Below are 26539 nucleotides of genomic sequence, written 5' to 3'. Positions count from 1 at the left end.
TGCGTCTACGTGCTGCGATTACGGAAGGTGCTCTGGAACAGCGCCTCGATGCTCTCCTCGTCCAGCCCGGCGCTCCGCGCCTTCTCCAGCCACCGCTGCAACTCCTGTCGCAGCGGCTCGTGCTCGGACAGCGAGGCGTCGTCGCCGAGCGTCCCGGAGATGAAGGTCCCGACTCCGGGCTTCTTGGCGACCAGTCCCTCGTATTCGAGTTCCCGGTACGCCTTGAGCACGGTGTTCGGGTTGATCGCCACGGATGCGGCGACGTCCTTGACCGTCGGAAGCCGGTCCCCCTCCGAGAGCAGACCCAGCCGCAGGGCCTGACGCACCTGGTGGATGAGCTGCATGTACGGGGCGACACCGGACCGGGCATCGAGGTGAAACTCGATCACTGCCCACCTCTATTCATCTAGCTTCCTAGCACTATAGGACTATGCGTGTGCGGTCGCCGTCAAGAGGCCACGCCCCGGAAACGCCACAGCGCCCGCCATCCCTGGTCGGGGACTATGGCGGGCGCTGTGTCGGGAGTTCCGTACGCCGTTGTACGGACCGTATGAGGGGTCCCGCCCTTCGCGGGGCGGGGGTACTGCGGGTACTACGGGTACTGCCGTCCGTGTCAGACGGTCAGCGAGCGGTCCGTCGGCTTGACCGGGTACGGGAGGGTGCTGCTGCCGGTCAGGAAGCGGTCCACGCCGCGGGCGGCCGAGCGGCCTTCCGCGATGGCCCAGACGATCAGCGACTGGCCGCGGCCGGCGTCACCGGCGACGAAGACGCCGTCGACGTTGGTCGCGTAGGACGCGTCGCGGGACACGTTGCCGCGGCCGTCGAGCTCCAGGCCGAACTGCTCCACCAGGCCGTTGGCCTGGTCGGTGCCGGTGAAGCCCATCGCCAGGGTGACCAGCTGCGCGGGGAGGACGCGCTCGGTGCCGGGCTTGGTGGTGAGCTTGCCGTCGATGAACTCGACCTCGACGAGGTGCAGCGCCTTGACGTTGCCGTCCTCGTCGCCCTCGAAGTGGGTGGTGTTGACGGAGTAGACCCGCTCGCCGCCCTCCTCGTGAGCCGAGGTGACCTTGTACAGCATCGGGAAGGTCGGCCACGGCTGGTTGGCGTTCCGGTCCTCGCCCGGCTTCGGCATGATCTCCAGCTGCGTGACCGAGGCCGCGCCCTGGCGGTGGGCGGTGCCCACGCAGTCCGCGCCGGTGTCGCCGCCGCCGATGACGACCACGTGCTTGCCTTCGGCGGTGATCGGCGGGGCCAGGAAGTCGCCCTCCTGGACCTTGTTCGCGAGCGGCAGGTACTCCATCGCGAAGTGGATGCCGTTCAGGTCGCGGCCCGGGACCGGGAGGTCGCGGGAGACGGTGGCGCCCGCCGCGATGACGACCGCGTCGAACCGCTTGCGCAGGTCGGTGGCGGTGATGTCGCGGCCGACCTCGATGCCGGTGCGGAACTTGGTGCCCTCCGCGCGCATCTGCTCGATGCGGCGGTTGATGTGCACCTTCTCCATCTTGAACTCGGGGATGCCGTAGCGCAGCAGGCCGCCGATGCGGTCGGCGCGCTCGTACACGACCACGGTGTGGCCGGCCCGGGTCAGCTGCTGGGCGGCGGCCAGACCGGCCGGGCCCGAGCCGATGACGGCGGCGGTCTTCCCGGACAGGCGCTCGGGCGCCTGCGGGGTGACGTCGCCGTTGTCCCAGGCCTTGTCGATGATCGAGACTTCGACGTTCTTGATGGTGACGGCCGGCTGGTTGATGCCGAGCACGCACGCCGACTCACACGGGGCCGGGCACAGACGGCCCGTGAACTCCGGGAAGTTGTTCGTCGCGTGCAGGCGCTCCGAGGCCGCGGACCAGTCCTCGCGGTACGCGAAGTCGTTCCACTCGGGGATCAGGTTCCCGAGCGGGCAGCCGTTGTGGCAGAACGGGATGCCGCAGTCCATGCAGCGGCCGGCCTGCTTGCTGATGATCGGGAGCAGCGAGCCCGGGACGTAGACCTCGTTCCAGTCCTGAAGCCGTTCGGCGACGGGACGGGAGCACTGGGTCTCGCGGGGGGTGGTGAGGAAGCCCTTCGGGTCAGCCATTGGTCGCCGCCTCCATCATCTTCTCCGTGGTCTCGGATTCCGAGAGTCCGGCGAGCTCAGCGGCTTCCTTGGCGGCGAGCACTGCCTTGTACGTGGTCGGGATGATCTTGCTGAAGCGGGCCGCCGCGACGGACCAGTCAGCCAGGAGCTTCGCGGCCACGGTCGAGCCGGTCTCCTCCTCGTGGCGGCGCACCACATCGTGCAGCCACTGCTTGTCGGTGTCGGACAGGGCCTCGACCGCGCCCGCGTTGCCGACGTTGACGTTGTTCGGGTCGAGGTCGATGACGTACGCGACGCCACCCGACATGCCGGCCGCGAAGTTGCGGCCCGTCTCGCCCAGGACGACCGCCGTGCCGCCGGTCATGTACTCGCAGCCGTGGTCGCCCACGCCCTCCGAGACGACCAGGGCGCCGGAGTTGCGGACGCAGAAGCGTTCGCCGGTGCGGCCGCGCAGGAACATCTCGCCGCCGGTGGCTCCGTAGCCGATGGTGTTGCCGGCGATGGTGGAGTACTCGGCGAGGTGGTCGGCGGCGCGGTCCGGGCGGACCACGATCCGGCCACCGGAGAGGCCCTTGCCGACGTAGTCGTTGGCGTCGCCCTCCAGGCGCAGGGTGACACCCTTCGGCACGAAGGCGCCGAAGGACTGGCCCGCCGAACCCGTGAAGGTCAGGTCGATGGTGTTGTCGGGCAGGCCCGCTCCACCGAACTTCTTGGTCACGTGGTGGCCGAGCATGGTGCCGACGGTCCGGTTGATGTTGCGGATCGCGACCTGGGCGCGGACCGGCAGGGCCGCCTCGGCGGACTCGGCGTTCAGCGCGTCGGCCGCGAGCTCGATGAGCTCGTTGTCGAGGGCCTTCTCCAGACCGTGGTCCTGCTCGATCAGGGCGTGGCGGACCGCGCCCTCGGGCAGCTCGGGCACGTAGAAGAGCGGCTCCAGGTCGAGACCCTGCGCCTTCCAGTGCGTGACGGCCTTCGTCGTGTCGAGCAGCTCGGCGTGGCCGACGGCCTCCTCGATCGTGCGGAAGCCCAGCTCGGCGAGGAGCTCGCGCACCTCCTCCGCGATGAACTCGAAGAAGTTGACGACGAACTCGGGCTTGCCGGAGAAGCGACTCCGCAGGACCGGGTTCTGGGTGGCGATGCCGACGGGGCAGGTGTCCAGGTGGCAGACGCGCATCATGACGCAGCCGGAGACGACGAGCGGCGCGGTCGCGAAACCGAACTCCTCGGCGCCGAGCAGCGCGGCGATGACCACGTCGCGGCCGGTCTTGAGCTGGCCGTCGGTCTGGACGACGATCCGGTCGCGCAGCCCGTTGAGCAGCAGGGTCTGCTGGGTCTCGGCGAGGCCGAGCTCCCAGGGACCGCCCGCGTGCTTCAGCGAGGTGAGCGGGGAGGCGCCCGTTCCGCCGTCGTGGCCGGAGATCAGGACGACGTCCGCGTGGGCCTTGGAGACACCGGCCGCGACCGTACCCACGCCGACCTCGGAGACGAGCTTCACGTGGATGCGCGCGACCGGGTTGGCGTTCTTGAGGTCGTGGATCAGCTGAGCCAGGTCCTCGATGGAGTAGATGTCGTGGTGCGGCGGCGGGGAGATCAGGCCGACGCCCGGGGTGGAGTGACGCGTCTTGGCGACCCACGGGTAGACCTTGTGGCCGGGCAGCTGGCCGCCCTCGCCGGGCTTGGCACCCTGCGCCATCTTGATCTGGATGTCGTCCGCGTTGACCAGGTACTCGGAGGTGACGCCGAAGCGGCCGGAGGCGACCTGCTTGATCGACGAACGCCGCGCCGGGTCGTACAGGCGCTCCGGGTCCTCGCCGCCCTCACCGGTGTTGGACTTGGCGCCCAGCTGGTTCATGGCGATGGCGAGGGTCTCGTGCGCCTCCTTGGAGATGGAGCCGTACGACATGGCGCCGGTGGAGAAGCGCTTGACGATCTCGGAGACCGGCTCGACCTCGTCGATGGAGATCGACTGGCGGTCGCTCTTGAAGCCGAACAGGCCGCGGAGCGTCATCAGGCGCTCGGACTGCTCGTTCACGCGGTCCGTGTACTGCCGGAAGATGTCGTACCGGCGGTTGCGGGTGGCGTGCTGGAGGCGGAAGACCGTCTCCGGGTCGAACAGGTGCGGCTCGCCCTCGCGGCGCCACTGGTACTCGCCGCCGATCTCCAGCGCGCGGTGCGAGGCCGCGATGCCGGAGGCCGGGTACGCCTTGGCGTGGCGCGCGGCCACCTCCTTGGCGATGACGTCCAGGCCCGCGCCGCCGATCTTGGTGGCGGTGCCCGCGAAGTACGCGCCGACGAAGTCGTCGTTCAGGCCGACGGCCTCGAAGACCTGGGCGCCGCGGTAGGAGGCGACGGTGGAGATGCCCATCTTGGACATGACCTTCAGGACGCCCTTGCCGAGCGCGTAGATCAGGTTCTTGATGGCCTTCTCGGGCTCGATGCCCTCGATGAACGTACCGGCGCGCAGCAGGTCCTCGACGGACTCCATGGCGAGGTACGGGTTGACCGCGGCGGCGCCGTAGCCGATGAGCAGCGCGACGTGGTGGACCTCGCGGACGTCACCGGCCTCGACGAGCAGGCCCACCTGGGTGCGCTGCTTGGTCGCGATGAGGTGGTGGTGCACGGCGGAGGTGAGCAGCAGCGACGGGATCGGCGCGTGCTCGGCGTCCGAGTGGCGGTCCGACAGGACGATCAGGCGGGCGCCGGCCGCGATGGCGGCGTCGGCCTCGGTACGGATCTCCGCGATCCGCGCGGCGAGCGCGTCGGCGCCGCCCGAGACCCGGTAGAGGCCCGAGAGGGTGGCCGCCTTCATGCCCGGCATGTCGCCGTCGGCGTTGATGTGGATGAGCTTGGCCAGCTCGTCGTTGTCGATCACCGGGAAGGGCAGCGTGATGCTGCGGCACGACGCGGCGGTCGGGTCCAGGAGGTTGGACTCCGGGCCGATCGAGGACAGCAGCGAGGTGACGAGCTCCTCGCGGATGGCGTCCAGCGGCGGGTTGGTGACCTGCGCGAACAGCTGGGTGAAGTAGTCGAAGAGCAGCCGGGGGCGCTCGGACAGGGCCGCGATCGGCGAGTCCGTGCCCATGGAGCCGAGCGGCTCGCCGCCGGTGCGGGCCATCGGCGCGAGGATGACGCGGAGCTCTTCCTCGGTGTAGCCGAAGGTCTGCTGGCGGCGGGTGACCGAGGCGTGGGTGTGCACGATGTGCTCACGCTCGGGCAGGTCCGACAGCTCGATCTCGCCGGTCTCCAGCCACTCCGCGTACGGGGCGGCGGCGGCCAGCTCGTCCTTGATCTCGTCGTCCTCGATGATCCGCTTCTGGGCGGTGTCGACGAGGAACATCTTGCCGGGCTGCAGGCGGCCCTTGCGGACGACCTTGGCCGGGTCGATGTCGAGCACGCCGACCTCGGAGCCGAGGACGACGAGGCCGTCGTCGGTGACCCAGTAGCGGCCGGGGCGCAGACCGTTGCGGTCGAGGACCGCGCCGACCTGGGTGCCGTCGGTGAAGGTGACGCAGGCCGGACCGTCCCAGGGCTCCATCATCGTGGAGTGGTACTGGTAGAACGCGCGGCGGGCCGGGTCCATGGAGGTGTGGTTCTCCCACGCCTCCGGGATCATCATCAGGACGCTGTGCGGGAGCGAGCGGCCACCGAGGTGGAGGAGCTCCAGGACCTCGTCGAAGGAGGCCGAGTCGGAGGCGTCCGGGGTGCAGACCGGGAAGATCCGGTCCAGCGTGCCCTCGCCGAAGGCGTCGGACGCCAGCTGGGACTCGCGGGCCGTCATCCAGTTGCGGTTGCCCTTGACCGTGTTGATCTCACCGTTGTGCGCGACGAAGCGGAACGGGTGGGCGAGCGGCCACGACGGGAAGGTGTTCGTGGAGAAGCGCGAGTGGACCAGGGCGAGCGCCGAGGCGAAACGGCGGTCGGAGAGGTCCGGGAAGAAGGGCTCCAGCTGGCCGGTGGTCAGCATGCCCTTGTAGACGATGGTGCGGGCGGAGAGCGAGGGGAAGTACACCCCGGCCTCGCGCTCGGCGCGCTTGCGCAGGACGAAGGCCTTGCGGTCCAGCTCGATGCCGGTGGTCCCGTTGCTCACGAAGAGCTGGGAGAAGGCCGGCATGGTGGCGCGGGCGCCGTTGCCGAGCAGGTCCGGGGAGACGGGGACCTCGCGCCAGCCGAGGACCGTCAGGTTCTCCTCGGCGGCGATGGCCTCGATCTGCTCCACGGCGACGGCCTGTGCGGAGCCGTCGGCGGGGAGGAAGGCGATGCCGACGGCGTACGCGCCGGCCTCGGGGAGCTCGAATCCGGCGACCTCGCGGAGGAACGCGTCGGGCACCTGGGAGAGGATTCCGGCACCGTCGCCCGAGTCCGGCTCGGAGCCGGTGGCGCCGCGGTGCTCGAGGTTCCGCAGTACGGTCAGGGCCTGCTCAACGAGGGTGTGGGTGGCCTCGCCGGTGAGGTTCGCCACGAATCCGACGCCACAGGCGTCCTTCTCGTTGCGCGGGTCGTACATGCCCTGCTGGGCGGGGCGACCGTCCATGGGCGACCAGGCGGTGTTGCTGAGGCCGGTCGCGGAGTGCGTGGATGCGGAACGCATCGGCTCTCCCGTCGTCGTCGTGGCATATGTGCATAGCCGAGGGACGACGTTGGCCCTCTGCGAAATTTCGTGCAGATTACATGATGACGACAATCCCGCGAAGCGGATATGCCATTCCAGCATGCGGACATCGCACGAGGCAGAAAGAAGGGACCTTCGCGGTGTTCTGGAGAACGCAGCACGGGGAGGTCCCGGCGCGTGGCGGGCATCATTGCCCGGGCGCCCTGGTCTGATGCCCGGCGGACACGGGATCGAAACCGCCAGGTAACTGACTACTTATGTTGAGTACTGCATAGTGTCGCACTCCCTGCTCGGTCAGCCTACGGCTCCACCGATCCAGGTTCCCAGGATGTACGTCACACCGGCAGCGGCGCCACCCAGGACAAGCTGGCGCAAACCGCTGTACCACCAGGTCCGGGCGGTGACCCGGGAGACGATCGCGCCGCAGGCGAAGAGCCCGGCCAGCGCCAGCAGCACCGCGGGCCACAGGGACGTGGCGCCGAGCAGGTACGGCAGTACGGGGAGCAGCGCGCCCAGCGCGAAGGAGCCGAAGGAGGAGACCGCGGCGACGATCGGCGAGGGCAGGTCGTCGGGGTCGATCCCGAGCTCCTCGCGGGCGTGGATCTCCAGCGCCTGCTCGGGGTCGCGGGACAGCTGCATGGCCACCTCGCGGGCGAGGGCCGGCTCGACGCCCCGGGAGACGTAGAGCTCGGCCAGCTCCTCCATCTCGTCGATCGGGTGCTTGCGCAACTGCTGACGTTCCACGTCCAGTTCGGCGAGTACGAGCTCACGCTGCGAGGCCACGGAGGTGTATTCGCCGGCCGCCATCGAGAACGCGCCGGCCGCGAGGCCCGCCAGGCCGGTGATCACGACGACGTGCGGGGCGACGGCGCCGCCCGCCACGCCGGTCATCAGCGCGAGGTTGGAGACGAGCCCGTCCATCGCTCCGAAGACGGCCGGGCGCAGCCATCCGCCGTTGACGTCGCGGTGCGTGTGGTTGTCCCGGTGGGCGGTGTGCAGCGGTGCTTCGATGTCGATGATGGACATACGGATATCTCCCCATTTGTGCCAACGGGCTCCGCGAGACCTCCCGCTCCCCCTGAACACCTCGAAACTACGCACGATTTCTGCTGCCCGCCAGCAAGGAAGGCCGTACTTACCTGGGGTTTTGGGGGTCGGCGACCGGGTGACGGCACCGTTCGCGGGGTGTTTCGCGACGAGCGACAAACCACATGCCGTGGCACAAATCCCCCAAGGGCTCATCATGAGTTCCATCAAGTGGAGAGGCGCGCCATGGAGCTGATTGCATGCAATCCGCAGGTCCTCCTCGAACGGGCCAGGGGCGCTCTTCTGGGACTGGCGGTGGGTGACGCGCTGGGTGCCCCCGCGGAGAACATGAAGCCGTCGGAGATCCGGGCCAAGTGGGGCCGGATCGAGGGCTTCGTGTCGGACGACCCGGCGGGCACGGACGACACCGAGTACGCGATCTTCTCCGGGCTGCTGCTGGCCCGGCACGGCTCCGCGCTCACCGTCTCCCACGTGGAACGGGCCTGGCACCACTGGATCGCGGACCTCGACGAAGGCCCGTTCCGCGGCGCCGGGTTCTCGGAGCGCGGCACCCTGGAGAACCTCCGCCGCGGGCTGGCGGCGCCCATCTCGGCCCAGCACCGCCACGCGTGGTCGGACGGTCTCGCCATGCGGGCGGCGCCCTTCGGCGTCTTCGCGGCCGGCCGGCCCGCGGAGGCGGCCCGCCTCGTCTCCATCGACGGCTCGGTGAGCCACGACGGGGAGGGCATCTACGGCGGGCAGGCGGTCGCCGCCGGGGTCGCCGCGGCCATGGCGGGCGGCTCCCCCGCCTCCGTGATCTCCGCGGCCCTGTCCGTGATCCCCTCCGACTCCTGGACGGCCCGTTCGCTGCGCCGCGCGGTGACGGCCGCCCCGCGCGGCGAACGGGCGGTCCGCTCGGCGGTGGTCATCGGCGGCTACCCGTGGACGGACCTGGCTCCCGAGGCGGTCGGCCTGGCCTTCGGCGCCTTCGCGGCCTGCCGCGGCGACTTCTCCTCCTCCGTCCTCACGGCCGTGAACATGGGCCGCGACGCCGACACCACGGCGGCGGTGGCGGGCGCGCTGGCCGGTGCCCTCTCCGGCGCCGCCTCGATCCCCACCTCCTGGTCCTCGGCCATCGGCCCCGTCCGCGGCAGTTGCCTCCCGTCGATGCGGGGCTACCACGTCCTGGACATCGCGGACCTCCTCACCCCGGAATACGAGGCCTCCCGATGACCCCACCCCCTTTCACCCCGGACACGCCCACCTCCGGTCCGGACCCCCGGCCGCGTGCGGGTACCGCTGCGCGGAGCCTCTCCTCCACCCCGCCCCTTCCCGAAACCGGGGGCTCCGCCCCCGGACCCCCGTCCCGGGGCTCCGCCCCGGACCCGGCGGAGGCTCCGCCCCCGGACCCCCGCGCCTCAAACGCCGGCGAGGCTGGGGTTGCCCCCGGCGGCGCTGAAATCACAGATGGCAGCAGCCACAATCCAGCCCCTCCGGCGTTTGAGGAGCGGGGTCCGGGGCGGAGCCCCGGTTCGGCCCCCGCCCAGCCGGCCAACGGCCCTCGCCGGATCGAGGGCCTCCTCCTCGGGCTCGCCGCAGGCGACGCCGCCGGGTGGCCCGCGGCCCGCCACCGCGCGAGCCGCATGCCCGAGTGGACCCGCCGCCTCACCCGCGAGCTCGACACCTTCGCCGAGCAGAACGCCACCACCACCCTCCCCGTCCCCATCGCCCTGAACCAACCCCCCGAGCCGCTGCGCCTCGGCCCGTCCGACGACGCCGAGTGGGCGGCCTTCGTCGCCGAGTCAGTGCTCACCGCCGCGGGCGTGCTGCTCTCCGACCTCAGCCGGTCCCGCCGCATGCGCGCCGCCATCGACCTCGCGTGGAACGCCCTGGCCTCCGAGGTCGCCGCGGCCGCCGAAAGGGCCCCCGAGGTCGAGTCCGCCGTACTCCCCCTCCGCGCCCGGATCTCCGTCCGCGCCGGCCTCGGCAATCTCGCCACCGGCCTGCGCCCGCCCGCCACCGGCCACGACAACCCGCACTACTTCGACGACGCCGCCTGCGTACGCGCCTGCGTCCTGGCCGTCGTCCACCCCGGCGACCCCGGCGCGGCCGCGGACCTCGCCGAGTTCGACGCCCGCTACACGCAGGACGGCGACGGCGTCCACGGCGCCCGCGCCATGGCCGCCGCCCTCGCCACCGCGCTGGCCACCCCCGACGTGGACGCCGCCGTCGACGCCGCGCTCGGCCAGCTCCCCGCGGCCACCGAGATCGGCCGCAACGCCCGCCACGCGGTCAAACTGGCCCGCGCCCACACCGACGGCGGCGCCTTCGCCATCGTCCCCACCCTCGAACACGAGATCGTCGACCACGTCTACAGCTACGGGATCGCCGCCGCCGAGACCGTCCCCGTGGCCCTCGCCCTCGCGACCGCCGCCCGCGGCAAGGTCACCGAGGCCGTCCCGGCCGCGGCCTGCCTGTCCCGCGTCGCGGACTCCGCCCCCGCCCTCGCCGGGGCGCTGACCGGCGCGCTCGGCGGCGGCGACTCGATCCCCGCCGCCTGGCGCGAGGCCTGCCGCACCCTCTCCGGCTGCGCCCTCCCCCGCCTGGCCGGCACCGACCTCGTCGAACTGGCCACCCTCCTCACCCGCACCGAACTCACCTCACCCAACCCCAACAGCCAAGGAATGATTCGGACATGACGCTGACGAGCCTCACACTGGAGGACCGGGCCACCGGCGCCCTCGTCGGAGCAGCCGTGGGCGACGCGCTCGGCGGCCCGGTGGAGGGCTGGACCCCGGACCAGATCGTGGAACGGCACGGCGGCCGCATCCACGGGATCGTCGGACCGTGGCACGAGGACTGGCGCACCGCCCGCCCCATCGCCCCGTACCACAAGGGCGACGGGCACGTCACCGACGACACCCTGATGACCCATGCGCTCGTACGGGTCTACGAGGCCGTACGGGACCACCTCGACGCCTACGCGGTCGCCGAGCACCTGGTCCCGGACCTGATGACCAACCCCCGCTGGATCCCGGAACTGGAGGCGGAGGCCCTGCCCCTCCAGCGGATCTTCCTGGCCGAGAAGTGGATCGTCACCCGCCTCCACTACGCGCACGTCGACCCCCGCGAGGCGGGCTCCGGCAACATCGTCAACTGCGGTGCGGCGATGTACATGGCTCCGGTCGGCATCGCCAACGCGGGCAATCCGGCCGGGGCGTACGCGGAGGCGCTGGACATCGCCGGCGCGCACCAGTCCTCGTACGGGCGGGAGGCGGCGGGCGTGTTCGCGGCGGCGGTGGCGGCCGCCTGCCTGCCCGGCGCGACGGCCTCCTCGGTGGTGGACACCGCGCTCGCGCTGGCGAAGGACGGCACCCGCGCCGCCATCACCGCGGTCACGGAAACCGCCTCCCGCCACCGTGACTTCGAGTCGGCCCTGGCTCCGCTGCGGGCGGCGGTCGCCCCGTTCGACTCGGTGGGCGCCGACTACCGTTCCCCGTCCCTCGGCGCGCGGCGCCCCTCCCGCCTCCACTCCATCGAGGAGCTCCCGATCGCGCTCGGCATGCTGCTGATCGCGGACGGGGCGTACGAGACCTCCGTGCTCGGGGCGGTCAATTACGGCCGGGACTGCGACTCCATCGCCACCATGGCGGGCGCGATCGCCGGAGCACTGGGCGGGGAGGCGGTGGTCCCGCCCGCCTGGGCGAAGCAGGTGGCGGAGGCCAGCCGCCTCGACCTGCACGCCCCGGCCGCGTCCCTCGCCCTCGTCACCCGTGAGATCTTCGCGCGTGACCACAGCCGCCGCACCGCCCACGAGAGGGCCTTCGCGACCCTGACGGCCCCCCGATGACGCCCCCCTGCCCGTCGCCCCCGGCGGGCCACGTCCCGTCCACTCACCCCGGCCCGCCACCCGGGGCGCAGCCCCACGCCGGCTCCGGACCACAGCCCCGCCCGGGGTCCGGGGCGGAGCCCCACCCAGGGTCCAGAGCGCAGCCCCATCCGGGGTCCGGGGCGCAGCCCCACGCCGGCTCTGGACCACAGCCCCACCCGGGGACCGGGGCGGAGCCCCACCCAGGGTCCAGAGCGCAGCCCCACCCGGGGACCGGGGCACAGCCCCACCCGGGGACCGGGGCACAGCCCCGCCCGGGGTCCGGGGCGGAGCCCCGGTTTCGGGAAGGGGCGGGTAGGGGAGCAGCGCCGCAGGCACCCGCCACCGCCACCGGCCCCGTACGCCTCACCTGGGCGCAGCCCGAGGACCTGATCGGGCACGAGCTGCGGCAGGCCACCGAGGACGGCCGGGACGCCGGGCCGACGCGCCGCGCCTGGCTGGCGGCCGGCGGCCACCCGGCCCCGGCCCGGGCCGGCGCCTCCCCCACCCCGGCCCCGCCGGAACTCCGCGCCCTGGCCACCCGCCTCCTGGACGACCTGGCCGCCCTCCCCTCCCCCCTCACCCCCGACGAACCCACTGCCTGGGAGGCCATCCGCGCAGCGGGACCGACGTCCGAGGCTCCCGGCGCCGCCTGCCCGTACGGCCCCGCCCTGCGCCGCAGGCTGGAGGCCGCCTGGACCGGGCGGGCCGTCGGGTGTCTGCTCGGCAAGCCCGTCGAGAAGCTGCCGCTGCACGGCATCCGCGCCCTGGCCCGCGCCGCCGGCAACTGGCCGCTGGACGACTGGTTCACCGCCCGCCGCGTCCCACCGGAGGTACTCGCCGCACACCCCTGGAACCGCCGTTCCGCCCCCACCTCCCTCGCCGAGAACATCGACGGCATGCCCGAGGACGACGACCTCAATTACCCCCTCCTCGGCCTGCTCCTCCTCCAGCGGCACGGCAAGGGGTTCACCACCGCCGACGTCGCCCGGCTCTGGCTGGACGAGTTGCCCGCGGGCCGGACCTTCACCGCCGAGCGCGTCGCCTACCGCAACCTCCTCCACGGCCTGGAACCCCCGCTCACCGCCACCCACCACAACCCCTTCCGCGAGTGGATCGGCGCCCTCATCCGTGCCGACGTCCACGGCTGGACCAACCCCGGCGACCCGGCCGCCGCCGCGGCCCAGGCCTACCGGGACGCCGTGCTCACCCACACCGCGAACGGGGTCTACGCCGCCCTCTTCGTCGCCGCGGCCACCGCCACCGCCGCCACCGGGCGCGCCGACGTGCACACCGCGCTGCGGACCGGGCTGGCCTTCGTACCGCCCCGCTCCCGCCTCGCCGAGGCCGTCCGCTTCGGCATCCGGGCGGCCGGGGAAGGCGCGGACGCCGACTTCGACCTCGTCGTGGACCGGCTGCACACCCGCTACGGGCACTACCACTGGGTCCACGCCGTGCCCAACACCGCGCTGATCGCCGCCGCCCTGACCCACGCCGACGGGGATTTCACCCACTCCGTGTGCCGGGCCGTCTCCGGCGGCTGGGACACCGATTCCAACGGGGCCACCGCCGGCGCCCTCGCCGCCCTCGTCGCGGGCGAGGTCCCGCACCGCTGGTCGGCACCCCTCAAGAACCGCCTCGCCACCACCGTCCCCGGCTTCGACGGCATCGGCTTCGACACCCTCGCCCACCTCACCGCACAGGAGGCAGCACGCTCATGACGGCCATCGCCGTGCTCGGCAGTACCAACATGGACCTCGTCGCCTACGTCCCCAAGGCGCCCCGCCTCGGCGAGACCGTCACGGGCAGAGCCTTCCGCACCGTCCCGGGCGGCAAGGGCGCCAACCAGGCCGTCGCCGCCGCCCGCTGCGGCGGGGAGGTGGTGATGATCGGCGCGGTCGGGGCCGACGAGTTCGGCGTGCGGCTGCGCTCCGCGCTCGCCTCGGCCGGGGTGGAGACAGCGGGCTTGCGCACCGTCGAGGGCGCCAGCGGCACCGCCCACATCACCGTCGACGACGAGGGCGCGAACAGCATCATCGTCATCCCGGGCGCGAACGCCCTGGTCACGGGCCTGGAGGCGGGTGACGAGGCCCGGATCGCGGGTGCCGGCTCCCTCCTCCTCCAGCTCGAACTGCCGCTGTCCGCCGTCCTCGCCGGCGCCCTGTGCGCCCGCGCCCACGGGGTTCGTACGGTCCTCACCCCGGCCCCCGCCCAGCCGCTGCCCGCCGAGCTCCTCGGCGCCGTCGACCTGTTGGTCCCCAACGAGCACGAGGCCGCCGCCCTCACCGGGCTCACCGACCCCGTCCAGGCGGCCGGGGCCCTGCTGGACGACGTGCCCGAGGTGGTGATCACCCTCGGCGCGGCGGGCGCCCTGTACGCCGCCCGCGGCCGGGAGCCGCTGGCCGTGCCCGCGCCCCGGGTCCGCGCCGTGGACACCACCGCCGCCGGGGACACCTTCGTCGGCGCCCTCGCGGTGGCACTGGGCGAGGGCAGGCCCGTACCGGAGGCGCTGCGCTGGGCCTCGCGGGCCGCCTCCCTCTCCGTCCAGCGCCCCGGCGCCCAGGACTCGATGCCGACCCGCGCCGACATCGACGGGGCCGCCTCGTGACCGTTTCCCCGGGGCCAGGCCCCCTGGAAGGGCTGCGCGTCCTCGATCTGGCCACCCTCTTCGCCGGCCCGCTGGCCGCCACCCTGCTCGGGGACTTCGGCGCCGAGGTCGTCAAGGTCGAGCACCCCGGCCGCCCCGACCCCTCCCGCGGGCACGGCCCCGCGAAGGACGGCGTCGGCCTGTGGTGGAAGCTGCTCGGCCGGAACAAGCGGACCATCACCCTCGACCTGTCCACCTCCGGCGGCCGCGACACCCTGCTGCGGCTGGCCGCGACCGCCGACGTGGTCATCGAGAACTTCCGCCCCGGCACCCTGGAGCGGTGGGGTCTCGGCTGGCCCGAGCTCTCCGCCGCCAACCCGCGCCTCGTCCTGGCCCGCGTGACGGCCTTCGGCCAGCAGGGCCCGTACGCCCGTCGACCCGGCTTCGGCACGCTCGCCGAGGCGATGAGCGGTTTCGCCGCCATCACGGGCGAGCCGGACGGGCCGCCGACCCTGCCGCCCTTCGGCCTCGCCGACTCGATCGCCGCGCTGACCACCGCGTACGCCGTGATGACCGCCCTCACGGCCCGGGACCGCACCGGGCACGGCCAAGTGGTCGACCTGGCCATCATCGAGCCGATCCTGACCGTGCTCGGCCCGCAGCCGATCTGGTACGACCAGCTCGGCTACGTGCAGCCGCGCACCGGCAACCGCTCCACGAACAACGCTCCCCGCAACACCTACCGCAGCGCCGACAACCGCTGGTTGGCGGTGTCCACCTCGGCGCAGTCCATCGCCGAGCGGGTCATGCGGCTGGTGGGCCGGCCGGAGCTGATCGCCGAACCCTGGTTCGCGACCGGCACCGGGCGGGCCGCGCACGCGCAGGTCCTGGACGAGGCCGTCGGCGGCTGGATCGCCCGCCACAAGGCGGAGGAGGTCGTCGCCGCCTTCGAGGACGCCGAGGCGGCCGTCGCCCAGGTCTACGACGTCAGGGACGTGATGGCCGACCCCCAGTTCGCGGCCCTGGACACGCTCACCGAGATCGAGGACCCGGAGCTGGGCCCGATGAGGATGCAGAACGTCCTCTTCCGACTGTCCGAGACCCCCGGCGGGATCCGCTGGGCCGGCCGCCCGCACGGCGCGGACACCGAGGCCGTCCTGACCGAGCTCGGCCTGTCGGCCACCGAGATCAAGGCTCTGCGCGAGGAGGGGGCACTGTGATCCTGACCTGGCTGTACGCACCCGGCGACCGCCCGGAGGTGGTCGCCAAGGCCCTGGGCCGCGGGGCGGACGCCGTGATCGTGGACCTGGAGGACGCGGTACCGGTCTCCCGCAAGGAGTACGCCCGCGCCGCCACCGCCGAACTCCTCACCGAGCGGCCCCCGGTCCCCGTCCACGTCCGCGTCAACGCCCTCGACTCCCCGTGGGGCGGCGCCGACCTCACGGCCCTCGCAGGCCTGCGGGGCCTCGCCGGGCTCCGGCTGCCGAAGATCAGCGCCCCGGAGCAGATCACGGCGGTCGCCGACCGCACCGGCGGGGTCGGCCTGCACGCGCTGCTCGAATCGGCGCTGGGCGTGGAGCGGGCGTACGAGATCGCCCGCGCGCACCCGGCCCTGCACGGGCTGTCCCTCGGCGAGGCGGACCTGCGGGCCGACCTGGGCGTGAGCGCGGAGGCGGGGCTGGACTGGCCGCGCTCCCGGATCGTGGTCGCGGCCCGGGCTGCGGGCCTCGCTCCTCCCGCGCAGTCGGTCTTCCCGGACATCCGGGACCTGGAGGCGCTGGCCGTCTCCTGCGCTCGGGGGCGGGCCCTGGGCTTCCTGGGCCGGGCGGCGATCCATCCGCGGCAGTTGCCGGTGATCGAGCGAGCGTACCTGCCGGGGCCGGAGGAGGTGACGGCCGCGGAGGAGATCGTCACGGCGGCCCGTGCGGCGCCTGGTGCCCAGGCCCTCCCGGACGGCCGCTTCATCGACCCGGCGGTCGTCGCCGCCGCCCACCGCACCCTGTCGCTGGCCGCGCGCATGGCCCCCCTGTGAGCCGCGCCGCCCACTCCCGCGCACCTCCTGCCCGTGCACCTCCTGTCCGAGGTCGTCCCCCCGGCCCCGCTCCGGCTGCCCTGCGGGGCTTGTCCCCTACCCGCCCTTCCACCGTTCCCCGGGCTCCGCCCGGACCCCTCCTGGGGCTCCGCCCCAGACCCCGCGCCTCAAACGCCGGCGGGGCTGGAAATCCAGCCCCGCCGGCGATCGAGGCGGGAACGGTGGAAGGGCGGGTAGGGGACCGGCCCCGCGCAGCGGCACAAGGCCCGGGTACGCGGAAGGGGGGCGCCGCAACGTGCGCGGCGCCCCCCTTCCGGACCGTACGGGTCAGCTCTTCCCGGCCTCCGGGGCCGGCGCGGCCTCGACCGCCGGCGCTTCCTTCGTCAGAACGGCAGCCTTCGGCTTGGCCTCACCGACAGCGGCGGTGTCCGAGGGCTTGCCCTCGGACTCGGAGCCACCCTCCGCGTCGGCGGAAGCGGGGGCCGAGTCAGAGGCCGAGTCGTCGTCCCCACCGGAGGTGTCCGGCTCGACGATCTCCTCGCGCCCCGGCCGCAGCTTCGCCGACAGCACCAGGTACACCACGGCCGCCACGAAGACCACGATCGAGGTCCACACGTTCAGCCGCAGGCCCAGGATGTGGTGCGCCTCGTCGACCCGCATGTACTCGATCCACACGCGCCCGGTGCAGTACGCGGCCACGTACAGCGCGAACGCCCGCCCGTGCCCGAGCTTGAACCGCCGGTCGGCCCAGATCACGAGCAGCGCGACGCCGACGCACCACAGCGACTCGTACAGGAAGGTCGGGTGGTAGGTGCCGGCGACCCGGTTCGGGCCCTCGCTGATCTCCAGCGCCCACGGCACGTCGGTGGCGCGGCCGTACAGCTCCTGGTTGAACCAGTTGCCCCAGCGTCCGAAGGCCTGGGCCAGCGCGATGCCGGGGGCGAGGGCGTCGGCCCAGGCCGGCAGCGGGATGCCGCGCAGCCGGCAGCCGATCCAGGCTCCGACCGCGCCCAGCGCGATCGCACCCCAGATGCCGAGGCCGCCTTCCCAGATCTTGAAGGCGTCGACCCAGTTGCGGCCTTCGCCGAAGTAGAGCTGGTAGTCGGTGATCACGTGGTAGAGGCGACCGCCGACAAGGCCGAACGGCACCGCCCACACGGCGATGTCCGCGACCGTGCCCGGCTTTCCGCCGCGCGCGACCCACCGCTTGTTGCCGAGCCAGACGGCGACGAAGACGCCGATGATGATGCAGAACGCGTAGCCGCGCAGCGGGATCGGTCCGAGATGGATCACGCCGGTCGACGGGCTGGGGATGTAAGCAATGTCCATGGCAGTCATGACGCTACCCTGCCGGGCGGTACGGACCGCAACCCGCCCGGCAAGCCGAAACCAAATCCTCACATGCCCCGGGGGGTGACTCAGTCCTCCTCGGCCCCGGTGGCAGCACCCTTCGTCGCTCCTGTGGCCGACGGCGCACCCGTCTTCGAGGAGCTCTTCGCCCGGGTCCCGGTCGACGGGGAAGCCGGGGCCGAAGCGGAGGCGGAGCCGGAAGCCGAAGCCGACGGGGAAGCCTTCGCCGCGCCGCCGCCGGAGCCCGCGGCCGTGCCCTCCACCTGCTCCTTCAGCTTCTGCGGAGTGATGGGGTTGGACTGGTCGGAGAAGATGTCCTTGCCGTCCAGCAGCACGCTCGGGGTGCCCCGGAACTTCGCGGCGCGGAAGGCCTCGTGCGATTTGCCGACCCAGCTGTTGTGCGTGCCGTTCTCGACGCACGCGCGGAATTCGGGCGTGTCCAGCCCGTTCACCTGGCCCGCCAGTTCCAGCAGCTTGGCGTTCTTGCCGTAGGCGTCGTCGACCTCCTGCGGCTGGTTCTTGAAGAGGACGTCGTGGTACTCCGTGAACTTCCCGGCGTCCTGGGCGCATGCCGCCGCGTTGGCGGCCTTCAGCGAGCCGGTGCCGCGCATGTTCCCGTCGATGAGGGTGACGAGGTGGTACTCGACGTTGAGCAGGCCCTTGGCCTGCAGCTCGTGGATGGTGTCGCGGTAGTTGTCCTCGAAGGCCTTGCAGGCGGGGCAGCGGAAGTCCTCCCACACGGTCAGCGTGTGCTTGGCCCCGTCCTTGCCCGTCTGGATGGCGAGCGCGTCCTTGCCCGTGGCCCCGGAGGGTGCGACCACGGGGCCCGCCTTGGCGGCCTTGTCGCTCTTGCCGGTGTTGGCCGCGATCACGCCGACGACGGTCGCCAGGCCGAGCACGCCGACCACCGCCGCCGCCACGATGAGGGTCCGCCGGCGCTTGTCCCGGGTCTTCTGCCGCTCGCGCTCCACCTGGAGTCGCTCCCGGGCCGATCGTTTCGTCGCATCGCGGTTCGCACCGTCGTTCTTCTCGCTCACGTTCGACCAAACGAAGCGGGGAGGCACTCGCGTGCCTCCCCGCCGTCACTTCCACCCGATCGGACTACAGAACCCGCTCAGACGTGCCCTTTTCCCGATCGAACCCGCGCTTCAGTTCCTGCGTACGCCCGCCGCGAGCTCGCCCGCCAGCGCCCGTACGGCGTCCAGCCCGGCCGCCTCGTCCGGTGCGTCCAGCAGCAGCTTCACGAAGGCCGAGCCGACGATCACGCCGTCGGCGAAGCCGGCGACCTCCTTGGCCTGGGCGGCGTTGGAGACGCCGAGGCCCACGCAGACGGGGAGCTCGGTCGTGGCGCGGGTGCGCCGGACGAGGTCCTGGGCCTGGTTGCCGACGGACTCGCGGGTGCCGGTGACACCCATGAGGGAGGCGGCGTAGACGAAGCCGGAGCCGGCCGCCGTGATGGTGGCGAGGCGCTCGTCCTTGCTGCTGGGGGCCACGACGAAGACGGTCGCCAGACCGTGCTTCTCCGCGTGCTCGCGCCACAGCGCGGACTCCTGGACCGGCAGGTCGGGCAGGATGCAGCCGGCGCCGCCCGCCTCGGCCAGCTCGGCGGTGAACCGCTCGACGCCGTAGCGGTCGATGGGGTTCCAGTAGGTCATCACCAGGATCGGGGCCCCGGTCGCCTCGTGGGCCTCGCGCACGGTGCGCAGCACGTCGGCGATCTTGACTCCGCCGCGCAGGGCGATGTCGTCGGCGGTCTGGATGATCGCGCCGTCCAGGACCGGGTCGCTGTGCGGGAGGCCGATCTCGACCACGTCCGCGCCGCCCGCGATGACGGCCTTGACGGCCTCGATGGCGCCGTCGACGGTCGGGAAGCCGGCCGGGAGGTAGGCGACGAGGGCGGCGCGGTCCTCGGACTTGGCCTTGGCGAGCGTGTCGCTCAGCAGCTGAATCTTGCCGTTGCTCACTTCGACTCCCCCTCGGCGTTCTCGCCGTCGTACAGCCCGAAGTAGCGGGCTGCCGTGTCCATGTCCTTGTCACCGCGGCCGGACAGGTTGACGACCAACAGGCCGTCCTTGCCCAGTTCCTTGCCGAGGTCCAGCGCGCCGGCGAGGGCGTGTGCCGACTCGATGGCCGGGATGATGCCCTCGGTGCGGGAGAGCAGGCGCAGGGCCTGCATCGCCGCGTCGTCGGTGACGGCGCGGTACTCGCCGCGGCCGGAGTCCTTGAGGTAGGAGTGCTCCGGGCCGATGCCGGGGTAGTCCAGACCGGCCGAGATGGAGTACGGCTCGGTGATCTGGCCCTCCTCGTCCTGGAGGACGTAGGAGCGGGAGCCGTGCAGGATGCCGGGCTCGCCGGCGGTCAGCGTGGCCGCGTGCTCGCCGGTCTCGACGCCGTGTCCGGCGGGCTCGAAGCCGACGAGGCGGACGTCGGCGTCCGGGATGAAGGCGTGGAAGAGGCCGATGGCGTTGGAGCCGCCGCCGACGCAGGCCGCGACGGCGTCGGGCAGCCGGCCGGCGCGCTCCAGGATCTGGCGGCGGGCCTCGACGCCGATGACGCGGTGGAAGTCGCGGACCATGGCCGGGAAGGGGTGCGGGCCGGCGACCGTACCGAAGAGGTAGTGGGTCTGGTCCACGTTGGCGACCCAGTCGCGGAACGCCTCGTTGATGGCGTCCTTCAGGGTGCGGGAGCCGGACTTCACCGCGATGACCTCGGCGCCCAGCATGCGCATGCGGGCCACGTTGAGGGCCTGGCGCTGGGTGTCGATCTCGCCCATGTAGATGGTGCAGTCGAGGCCGAAGAGGGCGCAGGCGGTGGCGGTGGCCACGCCGTGCTGGCCGGCTCCGGTCTCGGCGATGACGCGGGTCTTGCCCATGCGCTTGGTGAGCAGCGCCTGGCCCAGCACGTTGTTGATCTTGTGCGAGCCGGTGTGGTTGAGGTCCTCGCGCTTGAGGAAGATCCGCGCGCCGCCCGCGTGCTCGGCGAACCGGGGCACCTCGGTGAGGGCGCTGGGCCGGCCGGTGTAGTTGACCATCAGGTCGTTCAGCTCGGCGGCGAAGGCCGGGTCGCCCTTGGCCTTGTCGTACTCGACTGCGACCTCGTCCACGGCGGCGACGAGCGCCTCCGGGATGAACTTGCCTCCGAAGTCACCGAAGTAGCCTTCGGCGTTCGGAACGTGACCCTCCGGGTCCGGGATGAAGTATTGGCTGGACATGCCGGTGCTCCTACGGAATGCGACGAGTGGGTTCACCGTATTGCGCCGCCCGCCCGCGACACACGTGCCCTACTCGGGGACCGCTGGTGTGTCGGGACGAGGAGACCGCGCCCGGGGCCGGCCGGCCCGGGGCGCAGGCCGTACGAGGGTGTGGCGCGGCGCGGTACGTCTGGCGTACCGGGCCGCGGCGGCCCTCGTTACGGCGCGTCTCCGGGACGCCATCGCATGCCGTTGACCTGACCGGGCTCGGAGCCGATCACGTACCGGACCCGCCGCCCGTGCACCCGCCGGGCCGGGGCGCGGCAGCCGCGGGGGCGGCATCCGCGCGCCAGGGGCGCGTGCGCCGTCGGCACGCCGACCGGGCCGCGGCGGGGTGCCGGCGGCGCGGGCTGCGTGGTGACGGTGGGCGGGTTGTGGGTCATGGGGACGGGTCAGCTCCGGCCGTGGCGCAGGGCGGGGTGGGCGCCGGCGGCGACGAGGTCGGCCACGGCCGCCTTCGGGTCGCGGCCGGTCACCAGGGACTCCCCGACGAGGACGGCGTCGGCGCCCTCGTTCGCGTAGGCGATGAGGTCGTGCGGACCGCGGATGCCGGATTCGGCGATCTTGACGATGTGGTCCGGGATCTCGGGGGCGACGCGCTCGAAGGTGGAGCGGTCGACCTTGAGGTCCTTGAGGTTGCGGGCGTTGACGCCGATGATCCTGGCGCCCGCGGCGACCGCGCGCTCCACTTCCTCCTCGTCGTGGACCTCGACGAGCGGGGTGAGACCGATGGACTCGGCCCGCTCGATGAGGGAGACGAGGGCCTCCTGCTCCAGGGCCGCGACGATCAGCAGCGCGAGGTCGGCGCCGTAGGCGCGGGCCTCCCAGAGCTGGTACGCCGTGACGATGAAGTCCTTGCGCAGGATCGGGATGTCCACGCGGGCGCGGACGGCCTCCAGGTCGGCCAGCGAGCCGCCGAACCGGCGCTGCTCGGTGAGGACGGAGATGACCGCCGCACCGCCCGCCTCGTAGTCGGCGGCGAGCCCGGCCGGATCGGCGATCGCGGCCAGCGCGCCCTTGGACGGGCTGGAACGCTTGACCTCGCAGATCACCTTGACGCTGTCGCCACGGAGGGCGGCGACGCCGTCCTTGGCCTGGGGCGCCTTGGCGGCACGCTCCTTGAGCTCGTCGAGGCTCACGCGGGCCTGCCGTTCGGCAAGGTCTTCGCGGACCCCTTCGATGATCTCGTCGAGCACACTCACGCGAGCGGCCCCCTTCCGGGTCGATGACGGTCGGCCGCCTTGCGGACACGTACCACTGCGAGGTCGGCAATCAAATGGTATCCGCAGGTGGCGTTGCACTCCGCACGCGGTTGACGCCGTCCCAGTAACTGGACATTCGGAACCAAGGCTTCATCTCGGCTCCGTACGGGCCTCAGGGGGCCAGCGCGGAGCCGAAGGAAAGATTTCGGACGACGGCGAAGGCCAGGGCCGCCAGGCCCAGCCCCCACCATTGCAGCGGCTTCAGTGTGAGCCGCGGGGTGGGTCCGCCGCGGTAGGCGCGAACCAGCCACAGGGCCGTGAATCCCGCGAAGACGAAGTAGCCGAGGACGGCGAGGGCATTTGCCCCGAATGCCGTCGCCAGATCGCCATGGGCGAACGCGTGTGCGCTCCGCAGGCCGCCACAACCGGGGCACAGGATTCCGGTCAGCCGGAACAGCGGACAGACCGGGTAGTGGCCGGGTTCGTTGGGATCCACGGCGCCCACGTACGCGAGCGCCGCGACGGCCCCGGCCAGGGTGATCGCCGGAACGGCCAGCCGCCGGACCCGGGAGCCCCCGGCGCCCCGCGGGACGGCCGGGACGGGCGCGAGGGGCCGGACGGGTGGAACGGGCGGCGGTACGGCTTCGGGAGTGCGGGAGGCGTCCACCCGCCGATTCTCTCCGATCTTCGCGAAAGCCGCAGCACGGCAAAAGGCGCAGCCCGACGGGCCGCGCCTTTCCGTTCCCCGCTACCGGTCAGACCTTGGCGGGGACCTTGGCGGCGGCGATCACGTCGGCGAGGTCCTTGTGAGCGGCCTTCGGCGCGCCCATGCCCGCGGCCTTCATGGCCATGCCGACGACACCGCCGATCGCGACGACGACGATGCCGGCCCAGAAGCCCAGCGGGTTCGCGAGCACCATGAAGGCGCCGGAGATGCAGAAACCGATGAAGGCGATGATGACACCGGTCCAGGCGGCCGGGGTGTGTCCGTGGTCTGTGCCCGCCATGAGTTGCTCCTCGTTGCTCTGCCGCGATGCTGTGTTGGTGGAAAGCGCGGTCTGTGTAGAACGCTCGGTGACATTGTCCCGCACCCGGCCGGGGCCGTGCTCACGGGGGTGGGGTCGAAGTGCCGGTCAGCGTCCCTGGTCGGAGGTCGGATCCTCGCCCCGGTCCAGAGCCTTCCACAGATCCTCCGGCCGGTCCGGATCCACCACGGCGGCCTTGCGGGCACGCGGGCTGCCGTCACGCTCGTAGCGGCCGCCCATCGCGGGCCAGTTCCGGCCGAAGCGCAGGGCCAGCAGGCCGGCGATCAGGATCAGGGCCGCGCCGGCGGCGGTGACGTACGGCCAGGCCGTATGGGTCAGTCCCGCCGCCTTCGCCGCGGTGTCGGCGGTGGTCCGGGCGGCGGCCGCGTCGAGGGCGCTGCGGCCGTCGGCGGACAGGACGGCCGCCAGCGCCGCGCCGAGGCCGCTGAGCGCCAGCAGCCCGGAGACCAGCAGCCGGCTCCTGCCGCGTACCGCGAAGACGGCGACGAGGGCGGCGAGACCGACGATGGCCAGGGCCGCCGGCAGCCCCGTGACGGTCTGCCCGTCGGCGGTCAGCCGGAGCGAGTCACCGGCGAACGCGGTGGTGCCCCGGGCCCAGACCCGGCCGGAGGCGAGCAGGACGACGGTGGCGCCGAGCGTGCCGAGCAGCAGCGCGACGGCCACGCTGCGGCGGCTTCGGCGGCTGTCCGGAGCCTCGGACCGGGGCGCGCGCGCCTGGTCGTGGCTGGGGCCGTCGCCCGGGTCGGGGGCGGCGTCGGTTCGGGGCGGGGGTACGGCACTCACGTACCCCACTATCCCCTACGGCTTCACGCTCCGTGGAGGCGGTTCGCCGCTCCGACCGCGCGCAGCACCGCGGCCGCCTTGTTGCGGCACTCGTTGTCCTCCAGCTCGGGCACCGAGTCGGCGACGACCCCGGCGCCCGCCTGGACGTACGCCGTGCCGTCGCGCAGCAGCGCGGTGCGGATGGCGATCGCCGTGTCGGAGTCCCCGGCGAAGTCCAGGTAGCCCACGCAGCCTCCGTACAGGCCGCGGCGGGAGGGCTCCAGCTCCTCGATGATCTGCATGGCGCGCGGCTTGGGCGCGCCGGAGAGGGTGCCGGCCGGGAAGCAGGCGGTGAGCACGTCGAAGGCGGTCTTGCCTTCGGCGACCCGCCCGGTGACGGTGGACACGATGTGCATGACGTGCGAGTACCGCTCGATCGACATGAAGTCGACGACCTCCACCGAGCCCGGCTCGCAGACCCGCCCCAGGTCGTTGCGGCCCAGGTCGACGAGCATCAGGTGCTCGGCGCGCTCCTTGGGGTCGGCGAGCAGCTCCTCCGCGAGGTCGTGGTCCTCCTGCGGGGTGGCGCCGCGGTGCCGGGTGCCGGCGATGGGGTGGACCATGGCCCGCCCGTCCTCGACCTTGACCAGCGCCTCGGGGCTGGAGCCGACGACGTCGAAGCCGTTCTCGAAGCGGAAGAGGTACATGTACGGGGACGGGTTGGTGGCCCGCAGCACCCGGTACACGTCCAGGGCGGAGGCCTCGCAGGGGGTCTCGAACCGCTGGGAGGGCACCACCTGGAAGGCCTCGCCGGCCCGGATCCGCTCCTTGATGTCCTCGACGGCGGCCTGGTACTTCTCGCCGCCCCACAGCGCGGAGAACTCCGGCAGCTCGGAGGCGGGCAGCGGGGACGGGGTGTAGGGGGCGGGCCGCGCGAGGTCGGCCTCCATGGCGTCGAGCCGGGCGACGGCGTCCGCGTAGGCCTCGTCCACACCGGTGTCGAGGTCGTTGTGGTTGATGGCGTTGGCGATGAGCAGGACCGTGCCGTCCCAGTGGTCGAGCACCGCCAGGTCCGAGGTGAGCAGCATGGTCAGCTCGGGCAGTTCCAGGTCGTCGGCCGTGCTGTCGCCGATGCGCTCCAGGCGGCGCACGATGTCGTAGCCGAGGTAGCCGACCATGCCACCGGTGAAGGGCGGCATCCCGCCCGCGAGGTCGCGGGGGGTGTGCAGGACCTCGATGGTGGCGCGCAGGGCGTCGAGTGGGTCACCGGAGGTGGGCACGCCCACGGGCGGGGTGCCCATCCAGTGGGCCTGGCCGTCGCGGACGGTCAGGGTGGCGTCGCTGCGCACGCCGACGAAGGAGTACCGCGACCAGGAGCGGCCGTTCTCCGCGGACTCCAGGAGGAAGGTGCCGGGGCGCTCCGCGGCCAGCTTCCGGTAGAGCCCGACCGGGGTGTCCCCGTCGGCCAGCAGCCTGCGGCTCACGGGAATGACGCGGCGGTCGGCCGCGAGCTTGCGGAAGGTGTCGAGATCCATGGCGTGGGACCCTATCCGGCTATTCGGCCAGCGGAAGGACATCGGCGTCGAAGCAGGTGCGGGCCCCGGTGTGGCAGGCGGCTCCGACCTGGTCGACCTTGACGAGCACGGTGTCCGCGTCGCAGTCGAGGGCGACCGACTTCACGTGCTGGAAGTGGCCGGAAGTGTCCCCCTTCACCCAGTACTCCTGGCGGCTGCGGGACCAGTACGTGCAGCGCCCGGTGGTCAGGGTGCGGTGCAGCGCCTCGTCGTCCATCCAGCCGAGCATGAGCACCTCGCCGGTGTCGTACTGCTGGGCGATGGCCGGAACCAGGCCGTCGGCGGAACGCTTGAGGCGCGCGGCGATGGCGGGATCGAGGGAGGACTTACTCATGCGTGCCATTGTGCCGCGAGATGGGACGGGAAATGGATCTCTGTCCGCCTGATGGGCAGGCGTGGGGTGGGTTCCGGCCGTAGTCTGACCCGCATGTCTACCCATGCGAAGCGCGAACGTCTGCTGCTGGCCGACCTGTTGGAAGCCGCCGGACCGGAGGCGCCGACGCTGTGCGACGGCTGGACCTGCCGGGACCTCGCGGCGCACGTGGTGGTCCGCGAGCGGCGTCCGGACGCGGCGGGCGGTCTGCTGCTGAAGGTGCTGCGGGACCGGCTGGACAGGGCGATGGCGGAGTACGCGGCCAAGCCGTACGAGGAGCTCGTCCAACTGATCAGGACGGGGCCGCCGAAGCTGTCGCCGTACGCGCTGAAGCAGATCGACGAGGCGGCGAACGCGGTGGAGTTCTACGTCCACTCGGAGGACGTCCGGCGGGCCCAGCCGGACTGGTCCCCGCGCGAGCTGGACCCGGTGTTCGCGGACGCGCTCTGGTCCCGTCTGGAGAAGCTGGCCCGCCTGACGGGCCGCCGCTCCCCGGTGGGCCTGGTCCTGCGCCGCCCCGACGGCCGCACGGCGGTGGCCCGCAAGGGCGCCCCGGTGGTGACGGTGACGGGCGAGCCGGGCGAGCTGACCCTCTTCTGCTTCGGCCGTCAGGCCGCCGCCGCGGTCACCCTCGACGGGGAAAAGGAGGCGGTGGCCAAGCTGACCACCGCGCAACTGGGCATCTAGCGGCTGCACCGCCGCTTCCCGGGGCTCCGCCCCGGACCCCGCGCCTCAAACGCCGGCGGGGCTGGAAGATCCAGCCCCGCCGGCGTTTGAGGCGCGGGC

23 protein-coding genes are annotated in these 26539 nt (G+C 72.6%); 8 read left to right on the top strand and 15 right to left on the bottom strand.

Annotated elements, in window-relative coordinates:
- Window positions 1-5 precede the first annotated feature (5 nt).
- The 4 genes from ACIQ5Y_RS37835 to ACIQ5Y_RS37820 form a co-directional block, all read right to left on the bottom strand.
- Window positions 6-389, bottom strand: coding sequence for a GntR family transcriptional regulator (locus ACIQ5Y_RS37835; protein ID WP_403891410.1), 384 nt, complete (start codon window positions 387-389; stop codon window positions 6-8).
- A 224-nt stretch (window positions 390-613) separates the two neighbouring features.
- Entirely contained in the window at window positions 614-2074 is a 1461-nt protein-coding gene (locus ACIQ5Y_RS37830; protein WP_403891407.1) for a glutamate synthase subunit beta, read from the bottom strand.
- Window positions 2067-6605 (bottom strand): glutamate synthase large subunit, encoded by a 4539-nt coding sequence (gene gltB / locus ACIQ5Y_RS37825; RefSeq protein ID WP_403891479.1) that lies wholly within the window; start codon window positions 6603-6605, stop codon window positions 2067-2069. The genes ACIQ5Y_RS37830 and gltB overlap by 8 nt, the downstream gene beginning before the upstream one ends.
- A 372-nt stretch (window positions 6606-6977) precedes the next feature.
- Entirely contained in the window at window positions 6978-7709 is a 732-nt protein-coding gene (locus ACIQ5Y_RS37820; RefSeq protein ID WP_403891404.1) for a VIT1/CCC1 transporter family protein, read from the bottom strand.
- A gap of 246 nt (window positions 7710-7955) precedes the next feature.
- On the opposite strand from ACIQ5Y_RS37820, the gene ACIQ5Y_RS37815 reads away from it, so the two are divergent.
- The 7 genes from ACIQ5Y_RS37815 (at window position 7956) to ACIQ5Y_RS37785 (ending at window position 16196) form a co-directional block, all read left to right on the top strand.
- Window positions 7956-8942 (top strand): ADP-ribosylglycohydrolase family protein, encoded by a 987-nt coding sequence (locus tag ACIQ5Y_RS37815; RefSeq protein WP_403891401.1) that lies wholly within the window; start codon window positions 7956-7958, stop codon window positions 8940-8942.
- On the top strand, window positions 8939-10408 hold the full coding sequence (locus tag ACIQ5Y_RS37810) for an ADP-ribosylglycohydrolase family protein (protein WP_403891398.1): 1470 nt from the start codon (window positions 8939-8941) through the stop codon (window positions 10406-10408). Before ACIQ5Y_RS37815 ends, ACIQ5Y_RS37810 begins: the two co-directional genes overlap by 4 nt.
- Window positions 10405-11559 (top strand): ADP-ribosylglycohydrolase family protein, encoded by a 1155-nt coding sequence (locus ACIQ5Y_RS37805; protein ID WP_403891395.1) that lies wholly within the window; start codon window positions 10405-10407, stop codon window positions 11557-11559. The genes ACIQ5Y_RS37810 and ACIQ5Y_RS37805 overlap by 4 nt, the downstream gene beginning before the upstream one ends.
- A 407-nt stretch (window positions 11560-11966) precedes the next feature.
- Window positions 11967-13298 (top strand): ADP-ribosylglycohydrolase family protein, encoded by a 1332-nt coding sequence (locus ACIQ5Y_RS37800; protein WP_403891476.1) that lies wholly within the window; start codon window positions 11967-11969, stop codon window positions 13296-13298.
- On the top strand, window positions 13295-14185 hold the full coding sequence (gene rbsK, locus ACIQ5Y_RS37795) for a ribokinase (protein ID WP_403891392.1): 891 nt from the start codon (window positions 13295-13297) through the stop codon (window positions 14183-14185). Before ACIQ5Y_RS37800 ends, rbsK begins: the two co-directional genes overlap by 4 nt.
- The gene (locus tag ACIQ5Y_RS37790; protein WP_403891390.1) at window positions 14182-15384 is read left to right on the top strand and encodes a CaiB/BaiF CoA transferase family protein; all 1203 of its coding nucleotides are present in this window, start codon (window positions 14182-14184) and stop codon (window positions 15382-15384) included. The genes rbsK and ACIQ5Y_RS37790 overlap by 4 nt, the downstream gene beginning before the upstream one ends.
- Entirely contained in the window at window positions 15381-16196 is an 816-nt protein-coding gene (locus ACIQ5Y_RS37785; protein ID WP_403891387.1) for an HpcH/HpaI aldolase/citrate lyase family protein, read from the top strand. Before ACIQ5Y_RS37790 ends, ACIQ5Y_RS37785 begins: the two co-directional genes overlap by 4 nt.
- 327 nt (window positions 16197-16523) lie before the next feature.
- On the opposite strand, the gene lgt is transcribed toward ACIQ5Y_RS37785, so the two are convergent.
- From lgt to hisI, 11 genes are all read right to left on the bottom strand, one after another.
- The gene (lgt, locus tag ACIQ5Y_RS37780) at window positions 16524-17525 is read right to left on the bottom strand and encodes a prolipoprotein diacylglyceryl transferase (RefSeq protein WP_403891384.1); all 1002 of its coding nucleotides are present in this window, start codon (window positions 17523-17525) and stop codon (window positions 16524-16526) included.
- 89 nt (window positions 17526-17614) lie between these two features.
- On the bottom strand, window positions 17615-18583 hold the full coding sequence (locus ACIQ5Y_RS37775; RefSeq protein WP_403891381.1) for a thioredoxin domain-containing protein: 969 nt from the start codon (window positions 18581-18583) through the stop codon (window positions 17615-17617).
- A gap of 111 nt (window positions 18584-18694) precedes the next feature.
- Window positions 18695-19510, bottom strand: coding sequence for a tryptophan synthase subunit alpha (gene trpA, locus ACIQ5Y_RS37770; protein WP_403891377.1), 816 nt, complete (start codon window positions 19508-19510; stop codon window positions 18695-18697).
- Window positions 19507-20757 (bottom strand): tryptophan synthase subunit beta, encoded by a 1251-nt coding sequence (gene trpB, locus ACIQ5Y_RS37765; protein ID WP_403891374.1) that lies wholly within the window; start codon window positions 20755-20757, stop codon window positions 19507-19509. Before trpB ends, trpA begins: the two co-directional genes overlap by 4 nt.
- A gap of 197 nt (window positions 20758-20954) precedes the next feature.
- Entirely contained in the window at window positions 20955-21179 is a 225-nt protein-coding gene (gene trpM, locus ACIQ5Y_RS37760) for a tryptophan biosynthesis modulator TrpM (protein WP_403891371.1), read from the bottom strand.
- A gap of 9 nt (window positions 21180-21188) precedes the next feature.
- Window positions 21189-21998: an indole-3-glycerol phosphate synthase TrpC gene (gene trpC, locus ACIQ5Y_RS37755; RefSeq protein WP_376658687.1), complete on the bottom strand. Its 810-nt coding sequence runs from the start codon at window positions 21996-21998 to the stop codon at window positions 21189-21191.
- A gap of 172 nt (window positions 21999-22170) precedes the next feature.
- On the bottom strand, window positions 22171-22665 hold the full coding sequence (locus ACIQ5Y_RS37750; protein WP_403891368.1) for a DUF2752 domain-containing protein: 495 nt from the start codon (window positions 22663-22665) through the stop codon (window positions 22171-22173).
- Between the two features lie 88 nt (window positions 22666-22753).
- Complete coding sequence (locus ACIQ5Y_RS37745; protein ID WP_403891365.1) at window positions 22754-23005, bottom strand: HGxxPAAW family protein; 252 nt, start codon at window positions 23003-23005, stop codon at window positions 22754-22756.
- A 126-nt stretch (window positions 23006-23131) separates the two neighbouring features.
- Window positions 23132-23836, bottom strand: a complete 705-nt coding sequence (locus ACIQ5Y_RS37740; protein ID WP_403891362.1) for a TIGR02234 family membrane protein — start codon at window positions 23834-23836, stop codon at window positions 23132-23134.
- 14 nt (window positions 23837-23850) lie between these two features.
- Entirely contained in the window at window positions 23851-25341 is a 1491-nt protein-coding gene (locus ACIQ5Y_RS37735) for an anthranilate synthase component I (RefSeq protein ID WP_403891359.1), read from the bottom strand.
- Between the two features lie 19 nt (window positions 25342-25360).
- On the bottom strand, window positions 25361-25723 hold the full coding sequence (gene hisI / locus ACIQ5Y_RS37730) for a phosphoribosyl-AMP cyclohydrolase (RefSeq protein WP_403891356.1): 363 nt from the start codon (window positions 25721-25723) through the stop codon (window positions 25361-25363).
- A gap of 84 nt (window positions 25724-25807) precedes the next feature.
- Between hisI and ACIQ5Y_RS37725 the strand changes: the two genes are divergently transcribed.
- Window positions 25808-26440 (top strand): TIGR03085 family metal-binding protein, encoded by a 633-nt coding sequence (locus ACIQ5Y_RS37725; protein ID WP_403891354.1) that lies wholly within the window; start codon window positions 25808-25810, stop codon window positions 26438-26440.
- The last annotated feature ends 99 nt before the right edge of the window (window positions 26441-26539 follow it).

The sequence above is a fragment of the Streptomyces sp. NPDC096339 genome (assembly GCF_044762985.1).
Lineage (GTDB): Bacteria > Actinomycetota > Actinomycetes > Streptomycetales > Streptomycetaceae > Streptomyces.
This window is presented reverse-complemented; position numbering and strand designations above follow the sequence as displayed.